The following is a 19,848-nucleotide window of genomic DNA, read 5'->3' as shown; positions in this document are numbered from 1 at the left end:
CCATTTGGAAATCGGTGTTTTTAATGAAGGATTATGTTAACAAATGTCGAAAAGGTTATAGGGATTGAAAGGAGAGTGTTTTATAATGAAATCTGTATTAATTTTAGGTGGGACAAAGTACTTTGGTAAAAAACTTGTAGAGCTTTTACTAAAAAATGGTGTCAATGTAACGATTGCCACCCGAGGAAAAGAACGGGATGGGTTTGGCGAACAAGTTAGTCGACTAATCATCGACAGACAGAATCGAGAATCGCAAGAAGAAGCCTTTAAGGACAAAAAATGGGATGTTGTGTTTGATCAAACCTGCTATTCTCCTCAAGAGGCATTAGACTCTGTTTCTGCTTTAGCAGGCAAAGTTTCACGGTATATTTTAACGTCAACCCAGGCAGTTTATGACTCAGGTTTAAATTGGAAGGAAGAAGATTTTAATCCCCAGAACTTTCAATTTGAATATAAAGCTAGGACTGAATACCAAGGATTAAGAGGATATCAGGAGGCTAAAAGGGCTTCCGAAGCTGTTCTCTTCACCCAACCTAATTTAGAGGTTGTTGCGGTCCGTTTCCCGATTGTCGTGAGCAAGGACGATTACACCGAACGATTGAAGTTTCATGTCGATAAAGTCAAGCAAGGAAAACCAATCGGAATCCCCGATTTAAATTCTCGGTTTAGTTTTATTTTAGCGGATGAGGCAGCCAACTTTTTATATGAAATCGCCAAATCCTCTTATGTTGGTCCAATTAATCCAGGGTCAAAAGGAAGCATTTCTTTAAAAGAAATCATCGCGAAGGTTGAGAAGGTAACCGGGCAAGAAGCGGTAGTTGAAAAGGAATTAACGAGTGAGAATGCTTCACCTTATGCTATGCCCGCCTCATTTGAAATTAATACAGACCGGGTAAGAGGTTTGGGTTTTACTTTTGTTGACCTCGATACTTTAATAGATGAATTAATCACCTACTATGCAACTGCAAATTAGGAAAAACGGCTCACCATTTTGGCGAGCCGTTGTTTAATTTTCCGAAATAGCTTGTTCGCATAGTTCCTTTAAATACTTTTCCTCTTCATCTTCAAGGCCAATATCAACAAAATTATTGGTATCCTTTTCAAAGATATGGTAATGAGATAGACGAGAAACGGATTCTTCGACTATATAAATGATCTTAAGCCACAATCCCGCTTCATGATATAGCTCGTCATCCTCTGGAACTTCTAAATGGAAAAACAGTTCATAACGTTCCCCAGATAAAATTCCGAATGGATCTTCTAATTTTTCAATCGATTCTAAAGTTAAGTTCATATATGTTCCTCACCATTCCAAATTCTTTTTTCCATAATATATCCTACATCTTAACGAAAAATGGTGCAGATGACAAATAAATATAGAAAAAATTCTAGACATAATGAAAATAGAGGACTATAATTTGTATATTCAAAGATTCAAATATTCCAATATACAAAGAGGGGTTGTCTGGTGGGGAAACATTTTTCAGTCAGCTTAGGCAATTATTCATTCCATCACTTTCGAAAGGATTTATTTTCTGGCATAATAGTCGGGATCATTGCAATTCCCTTAGGAATGGCATTTGCGATTGCTTCGGGCGTTAAACCTGAATACGGAATATACACGACAATTATCGCAGGGATTTTAATATCCCTTTTAGGAGGTTCTAAGTTTCAAATTGGAGGTCCAACTGGAGCATTTGTCCCGGTCTTATTAGGGGTTGTTATGACTTTCGGTTATGAGAATTTATTAATTGCTGGATTTTTAGCAGGGGTCATGCTTGTTTTAATGGGAGTGTTTAAACTAGGTTCGTTAATCAAATTTATCCCTCGTCCGGTAACAATAGGTTTTACGGCTGGAATTGCTGTGATTATTTTTACTGGGCAAATTGCTAGTTTCCTAGGATTAACAGGGATAAAAAAACATGAAGAATTTATCTTAAATATGAAAGAAATTTTCGTTCATATCGATAGCATAAATTTTTATAACATACTTGTTGCGGTTATTTGCTTACTATTAATCCTCTTAACACCGAAATTTTTTCCAAAAGTTCCTGGACCATTAATAGGGTTATTTATCTCTACTTTAGTAGCATCAATACTTTTTCCTGAAAAAATTGCAACAATTGGGTCAACATATGGTAACATTCAAAGTGAATTACCAAAATTTAAGCTCCCTGAGTTTTCTTGGGAAAAAGTTACCCAGTTAATTCCACCTGCCTTTGTGATTGCTGCCCTTGGTGGAATCGAGTCATTACTCTCAGCAGTAGTGGCTGATGGGATGACAGGCACAAAACATAACAGTAATAAAGAATTAATTGGTCAAGGGATTGCTAATATTGTTACCCCGTTATTCGGTGGAATCCCTGCTACCGGAGCAATTGCTAGAACAGCAACCAATATTAAAAACGGTGCGACTTCTCCCATTTCGGGTGTAATCCATAGTTTAGTTGTTTTACTAGTATTATTGTTGCTTGCACCATATGCTTCTAAAATTCCATTAGCAAGTATGGCGCCAGTTTTAATGATTGTCGCTTGGAACATGAGCGAACGTAAGGCATTTATAGGAGTCTTGAAAACGAAAACGAGTGATTCCATCATTCTTGCCATAACCTTTTTATTAACTGTTTTTACAAATCTCACTTTAGCTGTTGAAGTAGGACTAATTCTAGCAGCCATTTTATTTGTGAAAAGGATGAGTGAGGTTAGTTCAGTTGAGAAAGTTCTTCCAGACCAAGGTGACAAAGGCAAAAAGGTAAGCCCTAGGATAGTGAGTGAGGGACATAATTGCCCTCAGATAAGTATATTTACAGTCGAAGGTCCTTTATTTTTTGGCGTCGCTCAAATGTTTGAGAATTCCATTATGAATACCATTAATCTTCATCCAAAAGTGTTAATCCTAAGAATGGGTAGGGTCCCATACATGGATACTACTGGAGAAGCCAATTTAAAAAGCATTGTCCGTCATTTTCAAAAGCAAGGTGGTACCTTGATTCTGTCCGGTTTAAACAAACAGCCTAATGAAACATTAATAAAAACCGGTTTGTTTCAAGAAATTGGCGAGCAGTATATGTTTGAACACACAGGTGAGGCAATCAATTATGCATTAACGATTTTAGATCGCAGCCAGTGTCAAGGCTGCAAGCACTTTGCTTTCCATGAATGTACCCGATTTTCAAAAGCCAACACACAAGTGAACATGGAAATAAAATCTTTAATGAAACAAGTAAATTCTTAGAGAGGAGATTGAAATGAATTTAAGTTTACAACAATTTAAAGCAGATTTCTTTAAAGCCCTTGCTCATCCACTGCGGATTAGGATTCTTGAATTATTAGCAGAAGGTGACAAAAATGTTAATGAATTGCAGAGTATCATAGGATCCGAAGGTTCTGCTGTTTCTCAACAACTTAGTATTTTACGGAGTAAAAATATTGTCTACGGAACGAAGGAGGCTAATCGGGTTACGTATTCTTTAAGAGATCCAATGATTATCGATCTTTTACAAATTGCCAAACAAATCTTTAATAACCACTTAATTGACACGGCTACCATGCTAGATCGATTCAGTGATGACTTATCTAAAGATATGGAGGAAAAAACGAAAGCTTAGATTCAATACAATCCAAAAAAGTCGCATTGAGTAGTTTCAATGCGATTTTTTGGGTTTTATTGCTACTAAAGTGACTAGAGCAGCAACAACAGAAGTCGAACTTAGAAGAATAAATAACATCTTTTCATTATTTTTCATTAACAAAGCGATAACTGGAGGTCCAACTGCAACGCCGATAAACCGCATTGAACTATAGATGGATGTAATTGTACCCCGCTCTTTTTTTTCAACACCATCCGTAATTAAGGTATCTAAACAAGGGAGGCTAGCACCAATTCCTACCCCGCTAATCAAAAACATGATAAGCATGTACCAAATACCTTTTGAGATCATTAATAATCCGATGGAAACGGCTAGAAGGATAATGCCAATGACAGAAATCCATTTCATTAGTAATTTATTCTTTTTAATCATTTTTCCTGTTAGGTAAGAGGATAAACAAAGAGCTCCTAATGGTATTGCTAAAAATAAGCCTTTTTTAACATCTTTTATATCATAAACCTTTTCAAATGTATCGGATAAATAAAATAAAATCCCAAAAAGGACAAACATTAGTACTGCTCCAACGAAGAAAATCGCGAACAACCATCTTCCACTGTCAGAAAATGTTTTCTTAACATTAATAAAAAATTCTTCAAATGGAATTTTTTTTGTGTTATTTTTGGGGGTTTTAACTAATAAGAGCACTAATATTATAGAAATGGTACAAAAAACTGGAAAGGCAAAAAACGGTAAAAACCAGACGAAACCTGCCAAAAACGATCCAAGAATCGGGCTAAGAACCTTCCCAAATGTATTGGAGGTTTCAATTATACCAAGACAGCAGCTCACGTCCTCCTCGTTTTTAAACATGTCTCCAACTAAGGGTAAAACAATGGGGAATGCTCCTGCAGCCCCAACCCCCTGAAAAGCCCTTCCGATTAAAATTAGCCAATAACCATCATTCATTTTCCAAGAGGCATATCCCGAGATAAGTCCACCAATGGCTGCAATAAATAAACTAGGAATGATTACTTTCTTTCTACCAATGAAATCCGATAAATATCCTGCTACCGGAATTAATAATATGGCCACAATGGAATAGACCGTGATGATCATACTCGCTTGAAAAGCTGATATGTTTAATTTATTCTCCATTGTAGTTAAGACCGGTATTAACATTGAATTTCCTAATGTCATTACTAAGGGAATGGAGGCTAATGATATAATCGCCCATTTTTGTTTTGCTATTTCTCCACTCTTTGCAGTACCTTTTTTGCTGGATTTACTTAAATTTAACTTTTCCGTGTATTCCATTTCAATAATGACCGCCTTTTATATGAAATGACATTGATTATATTATTAACAAAGCTTAAGAAAATTACCTTACCTCTAATTGGTAAAAGGTATGATATAATAATGGGAAAAAATGAATGGATGTGGAGTACATGAATTTACAAAGACTATCTATAGGTGGAATAAAAACATATGATTGGCAAGGTTCCATCACTCCATCAGCAATCGAAAAGGAACCGGTCCATGAAGCCTTTCTAACGGTAAACGGTTTTGTTGGAGACGAGGTAGCTGCTACTGAATTTCATGGCGGACCTGATAGGGCAGTTTGTCTGTATCCACTAGAGCATTATTCTTTATGGGAAAAAGAATTTGGAGTTACATTACCAGGAAATTTTGGTGAAAACCTTTCGATAAACGGAATGAAAGAGGATGCTGTGTTTATCGGAGATACATACGAATTGGGGGATTCTGTGATCCAGATAAGCCAAGGACGAATTCCTTGTTCAAAGATATCAAAATTTAACAGAATAGACAGATTATTAAAACGTGTTGTTGAAACAGGCTATACAGGTTATTTCTTTCGGGTCCTTAAAGAAGGAAAGGTTGAAAATTCTTCCGAATTGAAGCTGGTGTCAAGGAATGAACACAATGTTTCAATCCTATTTGCTAATCAAATTTATTTTCATGATCGAAAAAATAAACAGGCAATTGAAGAGATCTTAAAGGTGGAGGAACTTGCCTTGGTGTGGAGAAACCTCTTAACAGATTTGTTGGAAAAATAAGTTACATTAAAAAAAGCTGCTCACTAGAGACCAGCTTTTTTTAATGTAATTCCCTCGTTTTCAAGGGCATTTTTAATGTTTTTGGCAAAAGAAACCGCATGAATTCCGTCTCCATGAATACAAATGGTATCCGCGGTAATCGAAATCGTTTCACCGGTAACAGCAGTTACTTGTTTATCTTTAATCATATTTACGGTTTGTTGGATGGCCTTTTCTTTATCTGTAACAAGTGCATTAGCATGATTCCTAGGTGTTAACGTACCATCGGCTTGATACGTTCTATCGGCAAAAACCTCTTGAGCCATTTTTAAATGATATTTATTTCCTGCCTCTATGTGAGCACTATTTGCAAGACCGTAAAAAGACAGCTCAGGATTAAAATCAAAAATCGCTTTTGCGATTGCCTCAGCAAATGATTGATTGGTTGCGCTCATATTATAAAGCGCGCCATGAGGTTTTACATGGTGGAGCGTTGCTCCCATTACCCTAACAAAAGCCTCTAATGCTCCTATTTGGTAAAGAACCATCGAATAAACCTCCTCTGGAGATAGGTTCATATTTCTGCGTCCAAAACCTTGTAGATCAGGAAAACCAGGATGTGCTCCAATTTTCACTCCGTGTTTAATAGCCATTTCAACTGTTTTACGCATGATAATAGGATCGCCTGCATGAAACCCACAAGCGATATTGGCTGAAGTAATATATTTCATTATTTCTTCATCTTGACCGATTTGATAGGCACCAAAACTTTCCCCTAAATCACAATTCAAATCAACAGTTACCATTCTAAATTCTCCCTTTACTCCATTTTTCAGTTACCATTCTTTTTATGAGGCTAAGTTCTTTTTCTCGTTCGATTACTAACAGCTGTGCTTTCTGAAAAGATATTTCTGTAAAGTAAATATCATCTCCTGGTTTTAATTGGGCGAGTCGAGGCAAATCAACTGAACAAATTTGGGCTATTTTAGGATAACCACCAGTAGTTTGGTGATCAGCCATTAAAATAATCGGTTGACCATTTGCGGGAACTTGAACAGATCCAAAGGTAACCCCTTCAGTTAAGAGTTCTTGAGGTTTTAATAAATTTAATTCCGGACCAAGCAATCGGTAACCTATACGATTGGCATCTTTGGTTACCGTAAAAGCTGACGCTTGAAATTTATGTAGGCTTTCATTAGTAAATAGGTGATAATGCCGCCCCTTTATAAAGCGAATGGGATCTCTATTAAATAAAATGTTCTTAAAACGAGGAGAGAGTCTCCAGTTGGATGTTATTTCCTGTATTGTTTGTTTAATCGGCAATCGGTCACCTTTTTCTAATGGTCTTCCATTAAAGCCACCAAACCGTGCAGGTAGGCAAGTACTGCGACTTCCCAACACTTTATTTACATTGATTCCACCCTTAAAAGCAATATAGCATCTGGAACCTTTTTTGTTTGGACCAAAAGCTAAGCAATCTCCCTTTTTTACAATTAAAGGTTTATTTAAATTACAAAAGTTATTGTTAATAGTAGGTGATAAATCTCCTCCACAAATAGCGATTATGGTATCAACTAAAAACAAGATTGTTGGACCAATCAGAGTGATCTCAAGGACAGCATCCTTTTCACTATTTCCAACAAGAATATTGGCTAATCGCATGGATAATGAATCCATCGGTCCTGATACAATGATACCATCACGTTGGTATCCGAAACGTCCGAGATCTTGAACGGTTGTTAATAACCCCGGCTTTTCAATTAATGCCCCCATTTCTCCGCCTCCCATTGATTGAACTCTTTTTTTGAGATTGGAAAAAATGAAACTTGATCTCCTGCGGAAAGGAGTGTTGGATGGGCTTTAGCAATATTGAATAAAGATATTGGAGTCCTCCCGATAATTTGCCATCCGCCTGGAGAATCGAGAGAATAAATCCCTGTTTGTTTCCCAGCAATTCCTACAGAACCCCTTGCGACTTTCAAACGAGGAGTAGCTTTTCTAGGAGTATAGAGACGCTCATTTAATCCAGAAAGAAAGGGAAATCCTGGTGAGAAGCCGATAAAAATGACATCATATACGACTTCTGTATGAAACTTTATGATATCTTCAACCGCGAGACCCTTATTCTCTGCGAGTTCGAATAAGTCAGGTGCAAATTCTTCTTCATAACATACCGGGATTTCGATGAATTGCTTATTAATTGAAAAAGTTGTATTTAACGTTTTGATAATGGATTCTACACGAGTTTTTACTTGTTGAAAAGGAAACCGAATATCTAATTGAAAAGGATCATAATAAATGGTAATTGTTTGGTAAGCAGGTATTAATTCAACAAAACCTTGAAATGTTATATTTTCAATATGTTTAGCCGTTTGTAGTACTTTTAAAGGATCTTCATTTTGACTAAACTGAATGATAATCGAATTCTCACTGAGGGGATGGATGGAATAGTTCATAAAGATTCATCTCTCTTTCGTAAGTCAAAGATACCAGAAATAGTTGGAAATGATAATAGGATTAGTGAAAATTCTTCCATTTTCATTCTTGCTATCTTTGTATAAAATAGAGGAAGATTAATTTCGTAATACTAAAGAGGCGAAAAAAATGTTAAAAGAAATTACGGTAGAACAATATCTTAGTTTAGATAACGTTATCGCGGTGGATGTTCGGTCACCGATTGAATTTAAAGATGGTGCTATACCTGGTGCGATTAATATACCACTTTTTTCAGATGAAGAAAGAGCGGATATTGGCACAATCTATAAGCAACAAGGTCAATCAATGGCAAAGTGGAGGGCAATGGAGATTGTTTCACCCAAAATTCCCGTTTTAATGGAACAAATAAAAAGGTTGATAGATGCCGAATTTACTCCAGTGATCCATTGCTGGCGCGGCGGTATGAGAAGTAAAGCGATTAGTACCTTTTTGGAATATTCCGGGTTACACTGTTTAAGGTTAATAGGTGGCTACAAAGCTTATCGACACCATATTTTAGAGAAACTGAATGAAAACCTAATAGGTAAAACTGCTATCGTAATCCATGGGAAAACAGGAGTAGGCAAAACTGAGATTCTTCATCAATTAAAGGCTAAAGGATATCCTGTTCTGGATTTGGAGGGAATTGCCGGGCACCGCGGTTCGATTTTTGGGGCGATAGGTCTTGGTGAAGGTCACAACCAAAAGACCTTTGATGCGTTGTTATTTGATGCTCTTGTGAATGTAAAAGATTCCTCTTATATTATTATGGAAGCAGAAAGTAAACGCATCGGAAAAGCTGTTCAGCCGCAGATACTTTTAGACATGAAAGAAAATGGTATCCATCTATACCTTCAAGCACACATTGAAACAAGAATTCAGCACATCATGAATGAGTATGTTTTACCTTTTTCTGATTTATCTTGGTTTGAAGATAAAGTTAAAATCGGTCTTGAGAAAATTGAAAAACGTTTGAAAAATATAAATAAACAAAATGAAATAAATCAATGTTTTTTAACGAAAAACTGGGTAAATCTTATTCAACTTCTCCTTGAAGACTATTATGACCCTATGTATGATCATAAACGTTCGGAATATAGTGGTCATTTTGAAGTTCTTTATGCAAATAATATCGACCATGCAACTAATGAAATCGAAGAAATAATCACCAAAAAGATGAAATCTGAAAAAGTATCACAATAATAATCAATAAATGAACCCGCCAGGACGAGCCTAGCGGGTTTTTTTATTTTTTCTTTTTAAATGGTTTTAATCCACGTTTTGTAATTTCTTCCTTTAAGATCCTTGCCACCGATTCCTGTTCCTTACCAGACTTTACAGCATCCCGATACGAAATCACCAATTGCTCGTTACTTAAAATTTTCACTTGCAAGCCTCCTCGGATAGGATTTTAAATATTCAGTTTTTTATATTGTAATGGTTTAACGGGGGTTTGTGAACCCATAAAGGCAATTTTATTTTTTACAAATATATTTCAATAGGCTTATTTGATGATCAAGGTTCTCATCCTTAAGAATGATTTGCATTTGAAAATATTCGTTCCTTAGCAGGAGAAAGAATCATCCGCTTTACCAATGTTTTCAAGCGGATTCTTTCATAAAATAAAACTGTAAATAAGAAAATAATTGGAAGGGGAATCGAATATGTTCGATCACCAATATAGATTAAAAGAATTACAAAAGCAGCGTGCCAATGAAATTAAAAAGATGATGGTTGAAACTAATCACTCAAAAAAGAAACCATTAAAATGCTATCTTCCAATATTTAAAACAAATGGCCAGTGTGTTTATGAATAGGAGACAGAACCCCTGTCTTCTTTTTTTTTTGAATATTATAGAAGTTGGATGATATTCTTATAGATAAAAGGGGGATAAGTGAATGTTTGTTTTTGTTTATGGAACACTTCGGAAGTATGAAAGAAATCATTACTTATTAGGAACTGCGAAATTAATCTCAGAGCAGGCTTGGACATATGGAGAAATGTCTGATACAGGATTAAATTATCCAATGGTTAAACCTTCGTCAAGTAAAAAGATATACGGAGAAGTGTATGAGATTAACCAAGAAGTATTAGGGAAATTAGATCAATTAGAGAGGTATAATCCGGAGAGGGCTGACAATCTCTATGAAAGAGTAACTCAAACCATTTATACGGATAATGGCGTCTTAGAGGCATACCTATACTTGTCAGATAAAAACTGTGTGGCTGACATCCCATATGGTGACTGGAAAATTTACCGATTTCTTCAGCACAAGCCAAAACAATTCCTATATTTTGCCTATGGCTCCTGTATGGATGTTGAACGCTTTAAAAAGGCAAATGTCGACCATTATTTTGAAAACGTAGTGGGTGTAGGAAGTTTAGAAAACTATTCCATGCGCTATTTATATACGTCAACGGATGGGGGGCGAGCAGATATTATTGAAGACGGTGGTGTCACGGAAGGAATCTTATATCAATTACCTTTTGAAGCGGCTGAATATCTTTTTAAACGGGAAGGCTACCATATTGGCATGTACCGGGCGACATTTGTTGATATTATAGTCAATGATGAGGTGAAAAAGGATGTTTTAACCTTCCATGTATATGAAAAGAAAAAGGAGATCGCTCCTTCTGAACATTATGCAGTAGAAATTTTAAGAGGTTCCAGAAATCGTGTAAGCAGCGGTTATTATCAAAAACTATTGCAACAGTTAAACGAGTTAAAAGTACCTTATGAACTTCGTGAGTGGCAATAAGTGCCAACTCCTAGATGATGTTTTATACAAGCAACATATGTGGTAAATATCCACCACCATCATCTAGGAAAGAGGGTTGAGAGAATGGAATTTTTTTCAACACTTGCGTTTTATGAGATGGAGTTTGAACAAAATCATTTTCAGCATTTACAATTTATTAGGCTAGATATGATCTGCGAAGTGATATATATTACAATGAAAAATGTTATGACAGGTGAATGGCTAACCTTTGAACATACAGGTATTCGATGGATTCGGAAAATGGAATTGTCCTTTGACATTATTCCTCAGCCAATCCTAGGTATTGCACAATAGTAGTCGGATTCTTTATACTAGATTAATGAAATATTGGAAGGGGGAAAAACATTGCTACATTTAGTTTGGCAAAATAAAGAAACAATTAAAAAAGTGAAATGCGTTCACACTGTCGCCAAAAAGTTTGTGGTTAATCAAGTTCTAACAGCCGGAAAAGAATATGAAGTAAAGAATGAAACAGAAGAATTTTATTTTGTAGTTGATAATTCCGGTAAGGTTGGCGGTTTTTATAAAGAGTACTTTGAGGAATTATCATAGTTAAATACGCCTTTTTGGGGCGTATTTTTTTTGCTGGGATGGATATTTTGCATGATTCCCTGAATTGTTACAATGAGTATAGCGTTAGTAGGTGAGGAGAGATGTTCATTGAAATTATGGGACCAGCTTTTTGGTTTATCGGGAGAGATGATAAAATTAGTGCCAATGGAGGAACAGCATATTCCAGAACTTTGGGATGCGGCGAAACCCGAAGAAATTTGGGAATTTACATATAGTAAAGTGAAAAGCTTTGAAGCGGCTGAGAAAATGGTAAGGTTCGCGCTCGGGGACCGCGAAAAGGGTTTATCCTACCCGTTTGTTGTCATAAATAGACTATCTGGAAACATTGTTGGGAGCACCCGGTATTTAAATATCTCCACGGCACATAAAAGTGCTGAAATTGGCTGGACATGGTATAACCCTAGTGTCTGGCGGACAAGAGTAAACACAGAATGTAAATATTTATTGCTTCAGCATGCGTTTGAAAGTTGGAATTTAAATCGGGTTCAAATCAAAACCGATGCCCGTAACCTTAGATCACAGAAAGCGATAGAACGTTTAGGCGCAGTCAAAGAGGGGATTTTACGAAAGGATACGATTATTGAAGATGGGTATATCAGAGATACAGTTTATTACAGTATATTAAAAGAGGAATGGCCAACTGTGAAGGCTCATCTTTTAAAAAAATTATCCCAGTAAATGAGGTGAGAGGTAGGTGGTTTATCTTTATGTGGGAATCGGCGGGATTATAGGAAGCATATTAAGATTCCTAATTGCCAATATTCCTTTTCCTAATCTGGGAGACTTTCCAATCGGAACATTAACAGTGAATTTAATTGGCTCCTTTGCACTTGCTTGGTTTACAGGAATAATGTTATGTAAACCTATTTTGAATCCAGAGATAAAAACAGGAATCAGCACTGGAATAGTAGGTTCATTTACCACTTTTTCAACATTATCCTTAGAGGCATATCAATTATATCAAGGAGGACTCTTTCTATCTCTGGGGATATATTTGTTTCTAACTATAATAGGTGGACTAGGATTAACCATCGTTGGACTTAGAATCGGGAATAGATTTATCAAGGAGAACCCAATATGACTATACTATTTGTAGCGGCTGGGGGATTTGTCGGTGCCATTCTTAGATTCTTCATTTCGAAAAAACTAAATCATCAGTTTCCAATTGGTACATTTGTTGTAAATATTTCTGGTTCATTTTTACTTGGTTTTTTCTTTTCAAAAGGAATCTCACAAAACATGTATGCTTTTTGTGGTGTTGGCTTTTGTGGAGCATTTACGACATTCTCGACGTTTAAGTTGGAATCTTTTCAACTAATGAAAAGAGGAGATCTGTTTAAGAGCATAATATACATGTTTGCAAGTTATTTAACTGGAATCTTGATGGTCATGTTCGGTTTTTATTTTAATATATAAAAAAATGCCGGGAGTAACCCGGCATTATTTATGACTTTCCTTTGAAGGCTGATCTTGTTTGGCTGGTGGATATAGTTTACGACCAAGGATCGTTTGAATAATTAAGAATGCTCCACCTACAGTCCAGTATAATGGCAATGCAGCAGGAGCTTTCAATGAAAACATGACAATCATAATCGGGGAAAGTAACCCCATGAATTTCATTTGTTGCTGTTGCTGAACAGGCATATTGGATTGGGATACTTTAAATTGAAAATAATAAGCAACCCCAGCAATTAGAGTGATGACGATATCGGGCTGCCCTAGACTGAACCATAAAAAAGAATGAGTAGCTATTTCTTCAGATCCTCTAATAGAATAATAAAACGCCATCAGGATGGGCATTTGAATAAGGATTGGCAAACACCCCATCGATAAAGGGTTAAGACCATGTTTTTGATATAGGCCCATCATTTCTCTTTGAATTTCTTGCTGTTTGGCCTTGTCCTTTTCTTCTTTAAGCCTTTTTTGAATCGCATCCATTTCGGGTTTTATCCGATCCATTTTCACTTTCATTTCCGCTTGGTTTTTATATTGCTTTAACATGAGCGGTAAAAGCGCGAAACGAACGATTAAAGTAATTAGAATAATAGCAATTCCATAGTTTCCGTTAAAAAAGTTAGCTGTATAGTGGATGGCCAATTCAAAAGGATGAACTAAGTAGTGTTGGAAAAAAGAGGGGTCCTCTTTTGTCCCTTGTGAACATCCTGACAGAGTTAATAGTAATACAGGTAAGATAGACAGATATAATTTTTTCATTGAATTCCGATTTCCTCCTCGTAAAAAATTCTAATTGAAAAGGAGGGTGGAATCTGTTTCATCACTACCAGCTTGTTTCCTTCGAACCATCTTAATAATCCATTTAAAAACATGATTGGCTTGTGTTCGGTAGATTTTTAATATAATTGCAGGGGACATAAAAGCCAATTCAGTACTATAGTGTAAAAAGCTTGTTGATTCAATATAATCACTATTTAAAGACCAAATATATTTTATGGTAAGCCCTAAAATAATACCAGTATATAGGCAATAGAGAGTATTTATTTCTGTTATTTCGGTAAAAAACTCTAAAATAGGACTCACCTCTTTTATCCGCGAATGTTTCAAGTTTAATGCTGTTTTACGAAAAATACAATGGAAGATTATTTCCTATATAACATTACGAACGAGATGAAAAATAGTTTCAATTAAAATTAAAAAAGTGCTGTACATTATATACAGCACAATTAGTAGGGGGAGTTAAAACAAGTTATGAAGTAAACTGACACTTCTTGGATAATATATGCAAAGCATTTGTTACTTGTGCATCGCTTGGAGGTTCAATATCTTTTAAAGGATATTCCAATCCAAGCGCCTCCCATTTATATACTCCTAGTTTATGATAAGGGAGGATTTCGATTTTTTGAACATTTTTTAATGTCGAAATAAAATTGCCCATTTCCTCTAAGTCGTTTTCATCATCTGTTATACCCGGGACTAACACATGTCGAATCCAGATAGGGACTCTATGCTCGGATAAAAACTGAGCAAATTCAAGTATATGATAATTAGGCATTCCTGTTAACTTAATATGTTTTTTTCTGTTAATATGTTTTAAATCAAGTAATATTAAGTCAGTATAGTGCAAAAGTTCTAAGAGCTGCTCCTGAAATAGCTTTGAGTTTGAATAACAGCCCCCTGAAGAATCAATGGTCGTATGAATTCCGTTTTTTTTACATTCCTTAAAAAGTTCGATTAAGAAAGGAATTTGCAATAAGGGTTCGCCGCCACTAACGGTAATTCCACCACCAGATGCTTGCATAAAGGGGAGATAAGACATTAAATCGTTCATAATTTCAGAAACAGACATTTGTTTTCCTGTTCCTATCTCCCATGTATCTGCATTATGGCAAAACTGGCAGCGTAACAGACAACCTTGGGTAAATACAACATATCGGATCCCAGGACCATCCACTGTACCCAAGGTCTCTATCGAATGAATGTTTCCAATCATGAAAATTTCCCCTTTCGTTAATAAAGGGAGGTCTCTGATGAACAGAAGATACCTGGTCCTTTAATTTATAATGAAGCATGGAAGGTGCGGTTAATGACGTCCAATTGTTGTTCGCGAGTCAGTTTAATAAAGTTAACTGCATAACCGGAAACACGAATGGTTAATTGTGGATATAATTCCGGATGCTCCATTGCGTCGATTAAGGTTTCGCGGTTAAAGACGTTAACATTTAAGTGGTGCCCATTTTTAATTGTATAACCATCTAAGATGGAAACTAAATTTCGAATTTGACTATCTACATCTTTTCCTAATGCTTTCGGTACAATCGAGAAGGTATTAGAGATACCGTCTTGTGAATATTCATACGGAAGCTTAGCAACGGAGGATAAAGAAGCTAATGTTCCTTTCGTGTCACGTCCGTGCATTGGGTTCGCTCCCGGTGCAAATGGTTCACCAGCACGTCTACCATCTGGTGTATTTCCTGTCTTCTTACCATATACCACATTTGAAGTAATCGTTAAGACTGACATGGTGTGAACAGCATTGCGATAAGTTTGATGCTTTCGAAGCTTTTTCATAAATGTTTTTAAAATTTCAACAGCAATACTATCAACAAGATCATCGTTATTTCCGTATTTTGGATAATCTCCAGCTATTTCGAAGTCTACGGCCAAGCCACTTTCATCTCGAATCACTTTTACTTGCCCGTATTTTATTGCACTTAATGAATCGGCTACAACACTTAATCCAGCGATTCCTGTAGCCATTGTTCGCACAATTTCTGAGTCATGTAAGGCCATTTCAATTCGTTCATAGCTATATTTATCGTGCATGTAATGAATGACATTTAAGGTGTTGATGTAAAGGTCTGCTAGCCATTCCATGACTTGATCGAATTTAGCCATTACTTCATCATAGTTCAGAATTTCTGAAGTGATTGGGGCAAATCCAGGTGTAACTTGAATTTTTGCCTTTTCATCGATTCCACCATTAATGGCATAAAGTAGTGCTTTAGCAAGGTTGGCGCGAGCACCAAAGAATTGCATTTGTTTTCCTATTCTCATCGCAGATACACAGCAAGCAATTCCGTAATCGTCACCATAATCTGGACGCATAATGTCATCATTTTCATATTGGATGGAACTAGTTTTAATTGACATTTTTGCGCAAAATTTCTTAAAGTTATCTGGCAGTTTTGTTGACCAAAGAACGGTTAAGTTTGGTTCAGGTGCAGGTCCTAAATTATCTAAGGTGTGTAAGAATCGAAATGAGTTTTTTGTTACTAGTGGTCGACCATCTAAAGTAATACCACCAATGGATTCTGTTACCCAAGTTGGGTCTCCGCTAAATAATTCGTTATAGTCAGGAGTTCTGGCAAATTTCACGAGACGCAATTTCATAACAAAATGATCGACGAGTTCCTGGGCTTCTACTTCGGATAATGTTCCGTTTTGTAGATCGCGTTCAATATAGATATCTAAGAATGTGGATACCCGCCCAAGGCTCATGGCTGCTCCATTTTGCTCCTTTATCGCGGCTAAATAAGCAAAATATAACCATTGAAATGCTTCTTTTGCATTATTAGCAGGTAAGGAAATGTCGTAACCATAAATCTTTGCTAATTCTTTTAGTTCTTGTAAGGCGCGAATTTGTTCTGAGACTTCTTCACGAAGACGAATCGTTTCCTCAGACATCACTTTACTTGTGGAACTCAAATCTCTTTTCTTTTCTTCAATTAAAAAATTGACACCATATAGTGCGACACGACGATAGTCTCCGATAATACGGCCACGACCGTAGGCATCTGGTAATCCTGTAATTATACCTACTTTCCGAGCTAACATCATTTCATCGGTATAGGCGTCAAAAACACCTTGGTTATGAGTTTTACGGAAATCTGTAAAGATTTTTTCGATTTCTTCGCTCATTTTGTACCCATATGCCTCACAGGCCGCTTTCGCCATCCGGATACCACCATAGGGCTGTAAAGAACGGTTAAAAGGTTTGTCCGTTTGAACACCTACTACCTTTTCGAGTTCTTCATTTAAGTAGCCTGGTCCGTGTGATGTAATGGTGGAAACTGTTTCAGTATCCATTTCAAGAACGCCACCATTTTCACGTTCTTGTGCAGTTAATTGCATTACTAGTTCCCAAAGTTTATTTGTTGCTAGTGTTGGTGGTGCTAAAAAGCAATCATCACCTACATATGGTTGATAATTATTTAAAATAAAATCACGAACATTCACTTCTTTTTTCCAAATACCTTGGTTAAAGTTTGTCCATTGGTTCATTGTTCTCACCTCATAAATTTATAATACAGTTTAACTGTGATAATCATATAACTTATACAACAGATTATAAGTGAAGAAATTCACATATGAAATAGGTTAACACTACCTATTTGTTAAGAAATTGTGAAAACAAGGTTAATTCACAACTTAGACACAAGTATCACATAGTGAAAAAGAATTTATTATGTACGTTCTGTAGTTCTGTATTATTATTTTTTTGATTTTTTTCTAATCTGTTATATAGTAACAACTTTGTTTTTACCATTAAAGAAACTAAAAAAAACAGAAGGAGATATAAACCCTTCTGTTTCTAATATCAAGTTTAATCAACATTAATATACGCAATCATTGGTCCACTTTGGTCTTTTGTAGAATGGATTTCACAAATTAATCGGTATGTCCCTTCTTTGTTAAACTGTAGGGGTACGACTGTTTGTTCCCCTTTTTTTACTGTCCCTTTTATGTTCGTTCCTTCAATATAAAATGGATGTTCAGCACCATTTACACCGTATATTGTAAGGTTAACCTTTTCACCTTTTTCCATCATAATGGTACCGGGATCCCAACGATACGATTCGATTTCTTTTCCAGATGCTGTTTTTGTTTTAAACTCACCGGTGACTAAATGAATTTCTCGTATCTTTACATCTACTTTTGCATTCATCGCCGGCACTTCTGGTGATTTGATAATAAACCAAACTGAAGCTGCAAGTGCAGATAAAATACAGACAAAAAACATTAAAAGAGTACGTTTTTTTAACACAATAAATTTCAAACTTTTTTCCTCCTTTTCAATTGTAGAATATGAATATTATGCTTGTTCATGCTTGTCTTCAAATATATATGCGGAGGCCGTGTTAAATACTATTAATCTAACGAAATATAATAAATTATAAGAAAATTATTCTATTATTGTTGTTTTATATGTTATACACTTACAATATAAAGGTTTTGGAGGGATAAAAATGAAAGCGGAAACAAAACGGGTAATTAAGAATTATACGGGTACAGAACTACATACAAAGGGCTGGATTCAAGAGGCGGCTCTAAGAATGTTAATGAACAATTTGGATGAAAATGTGGCCGAGAATCCATCTGAGTTAGTTGTATATGGAGGAATTGGAAAGGCTGCTCGTAACTGGGACTGCTATGATGCAATTGTCGACACATTAAAGAATCTTGAGAGTGATGAGACTTTACTAGTCCAATCAGGAAAACCGGTTGCAGTATTCCGTACGCAATCTGACGCACCAAGAGTTTTGATTGCCAATTCTAATTTAGTCCCTGCTTGGGCTAATTGGGAACACTTCCATGAACTTGATAAAAAAGGTTTGATGATGTACGGACAAATGACGGCAGGTAGCTGGATTTACATTGGGAGCCAAGGGATTGTTCAAGGTACCTATGAAACTTTTGCTGAGCTGGCAAGACAGCATTTTTCGGGGACATTAAAGCATACAATTACGCTAACAGCCGGTTTAGGTGGAATGGGGGGAGCTCAACCACTTGCCGTCACGATGAACGAGGGAGTTTGTATTGCCATTGACGTAAGTGAAATTAGCATTCAACGACGTCTAGATACAAAGTACCTTGATGTAAGAACTGACTCGCTAGATGAAGCCATTAAAATGGCGAAAGAAGCCAAAGCAGAAGGACGCCCTTTATCAATCGGTCTATTAGGAAATGCAGCCGAAATTTTACCACTTATGCTTGAAAAAGGATTTATTCCAGATGTACTAACGGACCAAACCTCGGCACATGATCCATTAAACGGCTATATTCCTACTGGCTACAGTTTGGAAAAAGCAGCTGAACTAAGAGCGGTAGACCCTATACACTATGTACAGCTTTCTAAGAAAAGTATGGCGATACATGTGGAAGCCATGCTAGAAATGCAAAACCGGGGTGCCATTACGTTTGATTATGGAAATAATATTCGCCAGGTTGCGAAGGATGAAGGGGTAGAAAATGCCTTTGATTTTCCTGGCTTTGTTCCAGCCTATATTCGCCCACTGTTCTGTGAAGGAAAAGGACCTTTCCGTTGGGTAGCTTTATCGGGTGACCCGGAGGATATTTACAAAACAGATGAGGTCATTTTGAGAGAATTTGCAGACAATGAACATTTGTGTAAGTGGATCAAAATGGCTAGAGAGAAAATTCAATTTCAGGGACTACCTTCACGCATTTGTTGGTTAGGATATGGTGAAAGAGCACGTTTTGGAAAAATCATTAATGATATGGTTGCTAGTGGAGAGTTAAAGGCGCCAATCGTTATTGGCCGCGACCATTTGGATTCTGGTTCTGTTGCCTCACCAAACCGTGAAACCGAAGGAATGAAAGATGGCAGTGATGCAGTTGCAGATTGGCCAATTTTAAATGCAATGATAAATGCAGTTGGCGGGGCAAGTTGGGTATCTGTTCACCATGGTGGTGGCGTCGGTATGGGGTACTCCATACATGCAGGTATGGTCATTGTTGCAGATGGAACGGAAGCTGCTGAAAAACGCTTAGAAAGAGTGTTAACAACAGACCCGGGTATGGGAATTGTTCGCCATGTTGATGCTGGTTATGATCTAGCAGTCAAAACAGCTAAGGAAAAAGGTGTTCATATACCAATGATGAAATAGGAGGGATTA

23 protein-coding genes are annotated in these 19,848 nt (G+C 36.5%); 13 read left to right on the top strand and 10 right to left on the bottom strand.

The genetic code is table 11. The annotated features are described in order from the left end of the window. Window positions 1–85 precede the first annotated feature (85 nt). A complete protein-coding gene (locus ACX9YW_RS01965; protein WP_460340918.1) occupies window positions 86–973 on the top strand; it encodes an NAD-dependent epimerase/dehydratase family protein in 888 nt (295 codons plus the stop codon). A 33-nt stretch (window positions 974–1,006) separates the two neighbouring features. Here the strand turns inward: ACX9YW_RS01965 and ACX9YW_RS01960 are convergent, their stop codons facing one another. Then, a complete protein-coding gene (locus ACX9YW_RS01960; protein ID WP_460340915.1) occupies window positions 1,007–1,294 on the bottom strand; it encodes a DUF6509 family protein in 288 nt (95 codons plus the stop codon). Between the two features lie 174 nt (window positions 1,295–1,468). Here ACX9YW_RS01960 and ACX9YW_RS01955 point away from each other — a divergent pair, with 174 nt between their 5' ends. After that, window positions 1,469–3,235 (top strand): SulP family inorganic anion transporter, encoded by a 1,767-nt coding sequence (locus ACX9YW_RS01955; protein ID WP_460340912.1) that lies wholly within the window; start codon window positions 1,469–1,471, stop codon window positions 3,233–3,235. A 13-nt stretch (window positions 3,236–3,248) separates the two neighbouring features. After that, on the top strand, window positions 3,249–3,608 hold the full coding sequence (locus ACX9YW_RS01950; RefSeq protein ID WP_460340909.1) for an ArsR/SmtB family transcription factor: 360 nt from the start codon (window positions 3,249–3,251) through the stop codon (window positions 3,606–3,608). A gap of 36 nt (window positions 3,609–3,644) precedes the next feature. Here the strand turns inward: ACX9YW_RS01950 and bcbE are convergent, their stop codons facing one another. Next, window positions 3,645–4,904, bottom strand: a complete 1,260-nt coding sequence (bcbE, locus tag ACX9YW_RS01945) for a bacillibactin exporter BcbE (protein WP_460340906.1) — start codon at window positions 4,902–4,904, stop codon at window positions 3,645–3,647. Window positions 4,905–5,035: 131 nt separating this feature from the next. Here bcbE and ACX9YW_RS01940 point away from each other — a divergent pair, with 131 nt between their 5' ends. Then, window positions 5,036–5,665, top strand: coding sequence for an MOSC domain-containing protein (locus tag ACX9YW_RS01940; protein ID WP_460340903.1), 630 nt, complete (start codon window positions 5,036–5,038; stop codon window positions 5,663–5,665). Window positions 5,666–5,688: 23 nt separating this feature from the next. Here the strand turns inward: ACX9YW_RS01940 and pxpA are convergent, their stop codons facing one another. From pxpA to pxpB, 3 genes are read right to left on the bottom strand one after another with little or no spacing between them, the layout of a single operon-like run. Beyond that, on the bottom strand, window positions 5,689–6,450 hold the full coding sequence (pxpA, locus tag ACX9YW_RS01935) for a 5-oxoprolinase subunit PxpA (RefSeq protein WP_460340900.1): 762 nt from the start codon (window positions 6,448–6,450) through the stop codon (window positions 5,689–5,691). A 1-nt stretch (window position 6,451) separates the two neighbouring features. Continuing rightward, window positions 6,452–7,417 carry a 5-oxoprolinase subunit C family protein gene (locus ACX9YW_RS01930; RefSeq protein WP_460340897.1) on the bottom strand — a complete coding sequence of 322 codons (966 nt, stop codon included), beginning with the start codon at window positions 7,415–7,417 and terminating at the stop codon, window positions 6,452–6,454. Next, entirely contained in the window at window positions 7,405–8,100 is a 696-nt protein-coding gene (gene pxpB / locus ACX9YW_RS01925; protein WP_460340894.1) for a 5-oxoprolinase subunit PxpB, read from the bottom strand. Before pxpB ends, ACX9YW_RS01930 begins: the two co-directional genes overlap by 13 nt. A 148-nt stretch (window positions 8,101–8,248) precedes the next feature. Here pxpB and mnmH point away from each other — a divergent pair, with 148 nt between their 5' ends. Then, a complete protein-coding gene (gene mnmH, locus ACX9YW_RS01920; protein ID WP_460340891.1) occupies window positions 8,249–9,322 on the top strand; it encodes a tRNA 2-selenouridine(34) synthase MnmH in 1,074 nt (357 codons plus the stop codon). Window positions 9,323–9,365: 43 nt separating this feature from the next. On the opposite strand, the gene ACX9YW_RS01915 is transcribed toward mnmH, so the two are convergent. Continuing rightward, complete coding sequence (locus ACX9YW_RS01915; RefSeq protein WP_460340888.1) at window positions 9,366–9,506, bottom strand: sporulation inhibitor A family protein; 141 nt, start codon at window positions 9,504–9,506, stop codon at window positions 9,366–9,368. Window positions 9,507–9,783: 277 nt separating this feature from the next. Between ACX9YW_RS01915 and ACX9YW_RS01910 the strand changes: the two genes are divergently transcribed. The 7 genes from ACX9YW_RS01910 to crcB all read left to right on the top strand — a co-directional run bounded on the left by ACX9YW_RS01910 (window position 9,784) and on the right by crcB (window position 12,889). Further along, entirely contained in the window at window positions 9,784–9,936 is a 153-nt protein-coding gene (locus tag ACX9YW_RS01910) for a hypothetical protein (RefSeq protein ID WP_460340886.1), read from the top strand. An 82-nt stretch (window positions 9,937–10,018) separates the two neighbouring features. After that, the gene (locus ACX9YW_RS01905) at window positions 10,019–10,879 is read left to right on the top strand and encodes a gamma-glutamylcyclotransferase family protein (RefSeq protein ID WP_460340883.1); all 861 of its coding nucleotides are present in this window, start codon (window positions 10,019–10,021) and stop codon (window positions 10,877–10,879) included. Window positions 10,880–10,963: 84 nt separating this feature from the next. Continuing rightward, window positions 10,964–11,194 (top strand): hypothetical protein, encoded by a 231-nt coding sequence (locus ACX9YW_RS01900; RefSeq protein WP_460340880.1) that lies wholly within the window; start codon window positions 10,964–10,966, stop codon window positions 11,192–11,194. Window positions 11,195–11,245: 51 nt separating this feature from the next. Then, window positions 11,246–11,452 (top strand): DUF6501 family protein, encoded by a 207-nt coding sequence (locus ACX9YW_RS01895; protein WP_460340877.1) that lies wholly within the window; start codon window positions 11,246–11,248, stop codon window positions 11,450–11,452. A 147-nt stretch (window positions 11,453–11,599) separates the two neighbouring features. Continuing rightward, window positions 11,600–12,151: a GNAT family N-acetyltransferase gene (locus ACX9YW_RS01890; protein WP_460341274.1), complete on the top strand. Its 552-nt coding sequence runs from the start codon at window positions 11,600–11,602 to the stop codon at window positions 12,149–12,151. Between the two features lie 16 nt (window positions 12,152–12,167). Then, window positions 12,168–12,554, top strand: a complete 387-nt coding sequence (locus tag ACX9YW_RS01885) for a fluoride efflux transporter FluC (RefSeq protein WP_460340875.1) — start codon at window positions 12,168–12,170, stop codon at window positions 12,552–12,554. Continuing rightward, on the top strand, window positions 12,551–12,889 hold the full coding sequence (gene crcB / locus ACX9YW_RS01880) for a fluoride efflux transporter CrcB (RefSeq protein ID WP_460340873.1): 339 nt from the start codon (window positions 12,551–12,553) through the stop codon (window positions 12,887–12,889). The genes ACX9YW_RS01885 and crcB overlap by 4 nt, the downstream gene beginning before the upstream one ends. 24 nt (window positions 12,890–12,913) lie before the next feature. Here the strand turns inward: crcB and yidC are convergent, their stop codons facing one another. From yidC to ACX9YW_RS01860, 4 genes are all read right to left on the bottom strand, one after another. After that, window positions 12,914–13,687, bottom strand: a complete 774-nt coding sequence (yidC, locus tag ACX9YW_RS01875) for a membrane protein insertase YidC (RefSeq protein WP_460340871.1) — start codon at window positions 13,685–13,687, stop codon at window positions 12,914–12,916. Between the two features lie 490 nt (window positions 13,688–14,177). Beyond that, on the bottom strand, window positions 14,178–14,921 hold the full coding sequence (gene pflA / locus ACX9YW_RS01870) for a pyruvate formate-lyase-activating protein (RefSeq protein ID WP_460340869.1): 744 nt from the start codon (window positions 14,919–14,921) through the stop codon (window positions 14,178–14,180). Between the two features lie 65 nt (window positions 14,922–14,986). Next, window positions 14,987–17,212 (bottom strand): formate C-acetyltransferase, encoded by a 2,226-nt coding sequence (gene pflB, locus ACX9YW_RS01865; protein WP_460340867.1) that lies wholly within the window; start codon window positions 17,210–17,212, stop codon window positions 14,987–14,989. A 322-nt stretch (window positions 17,213–17,534) separates the two neighbouring features. Further along, on the bottom strand, window positions 17,535–17,987 hold the full coding sequence (locus ACX9YW_RS01860) for a cupredoxin domain-containing protein (protein WP_460340865.1): 453 nt from the start codon (window positions 17,985–17,987) through the stop codon (window positions 17,535–17,537). Window positions 17,988–18,177: 190 nt separating this feature from the next. On the opposite strand from ACX9YW_RS01860, the gene hutU reads away from it, so the two are divergent. After that, entirely contained in the window at window positions 18,178–19,839 is a 1,662-nt protein-coding gene (gene hutU / locus ACX9YW_RS01855; protein WP_460340863.1) for a urocanate hydratase, read from the top strand. Window positions 19,840–19,848: the final 9 nt, after the last annotated feature.

It is taken from the genome of Pseudoneobacillus rhizolycopersici (genome assembly GCF_054786815.1).
Note: the sequence above shows the minus strand (reverse complement) of the source record. Positions and strands in the feature narration are given on the sequence as shown.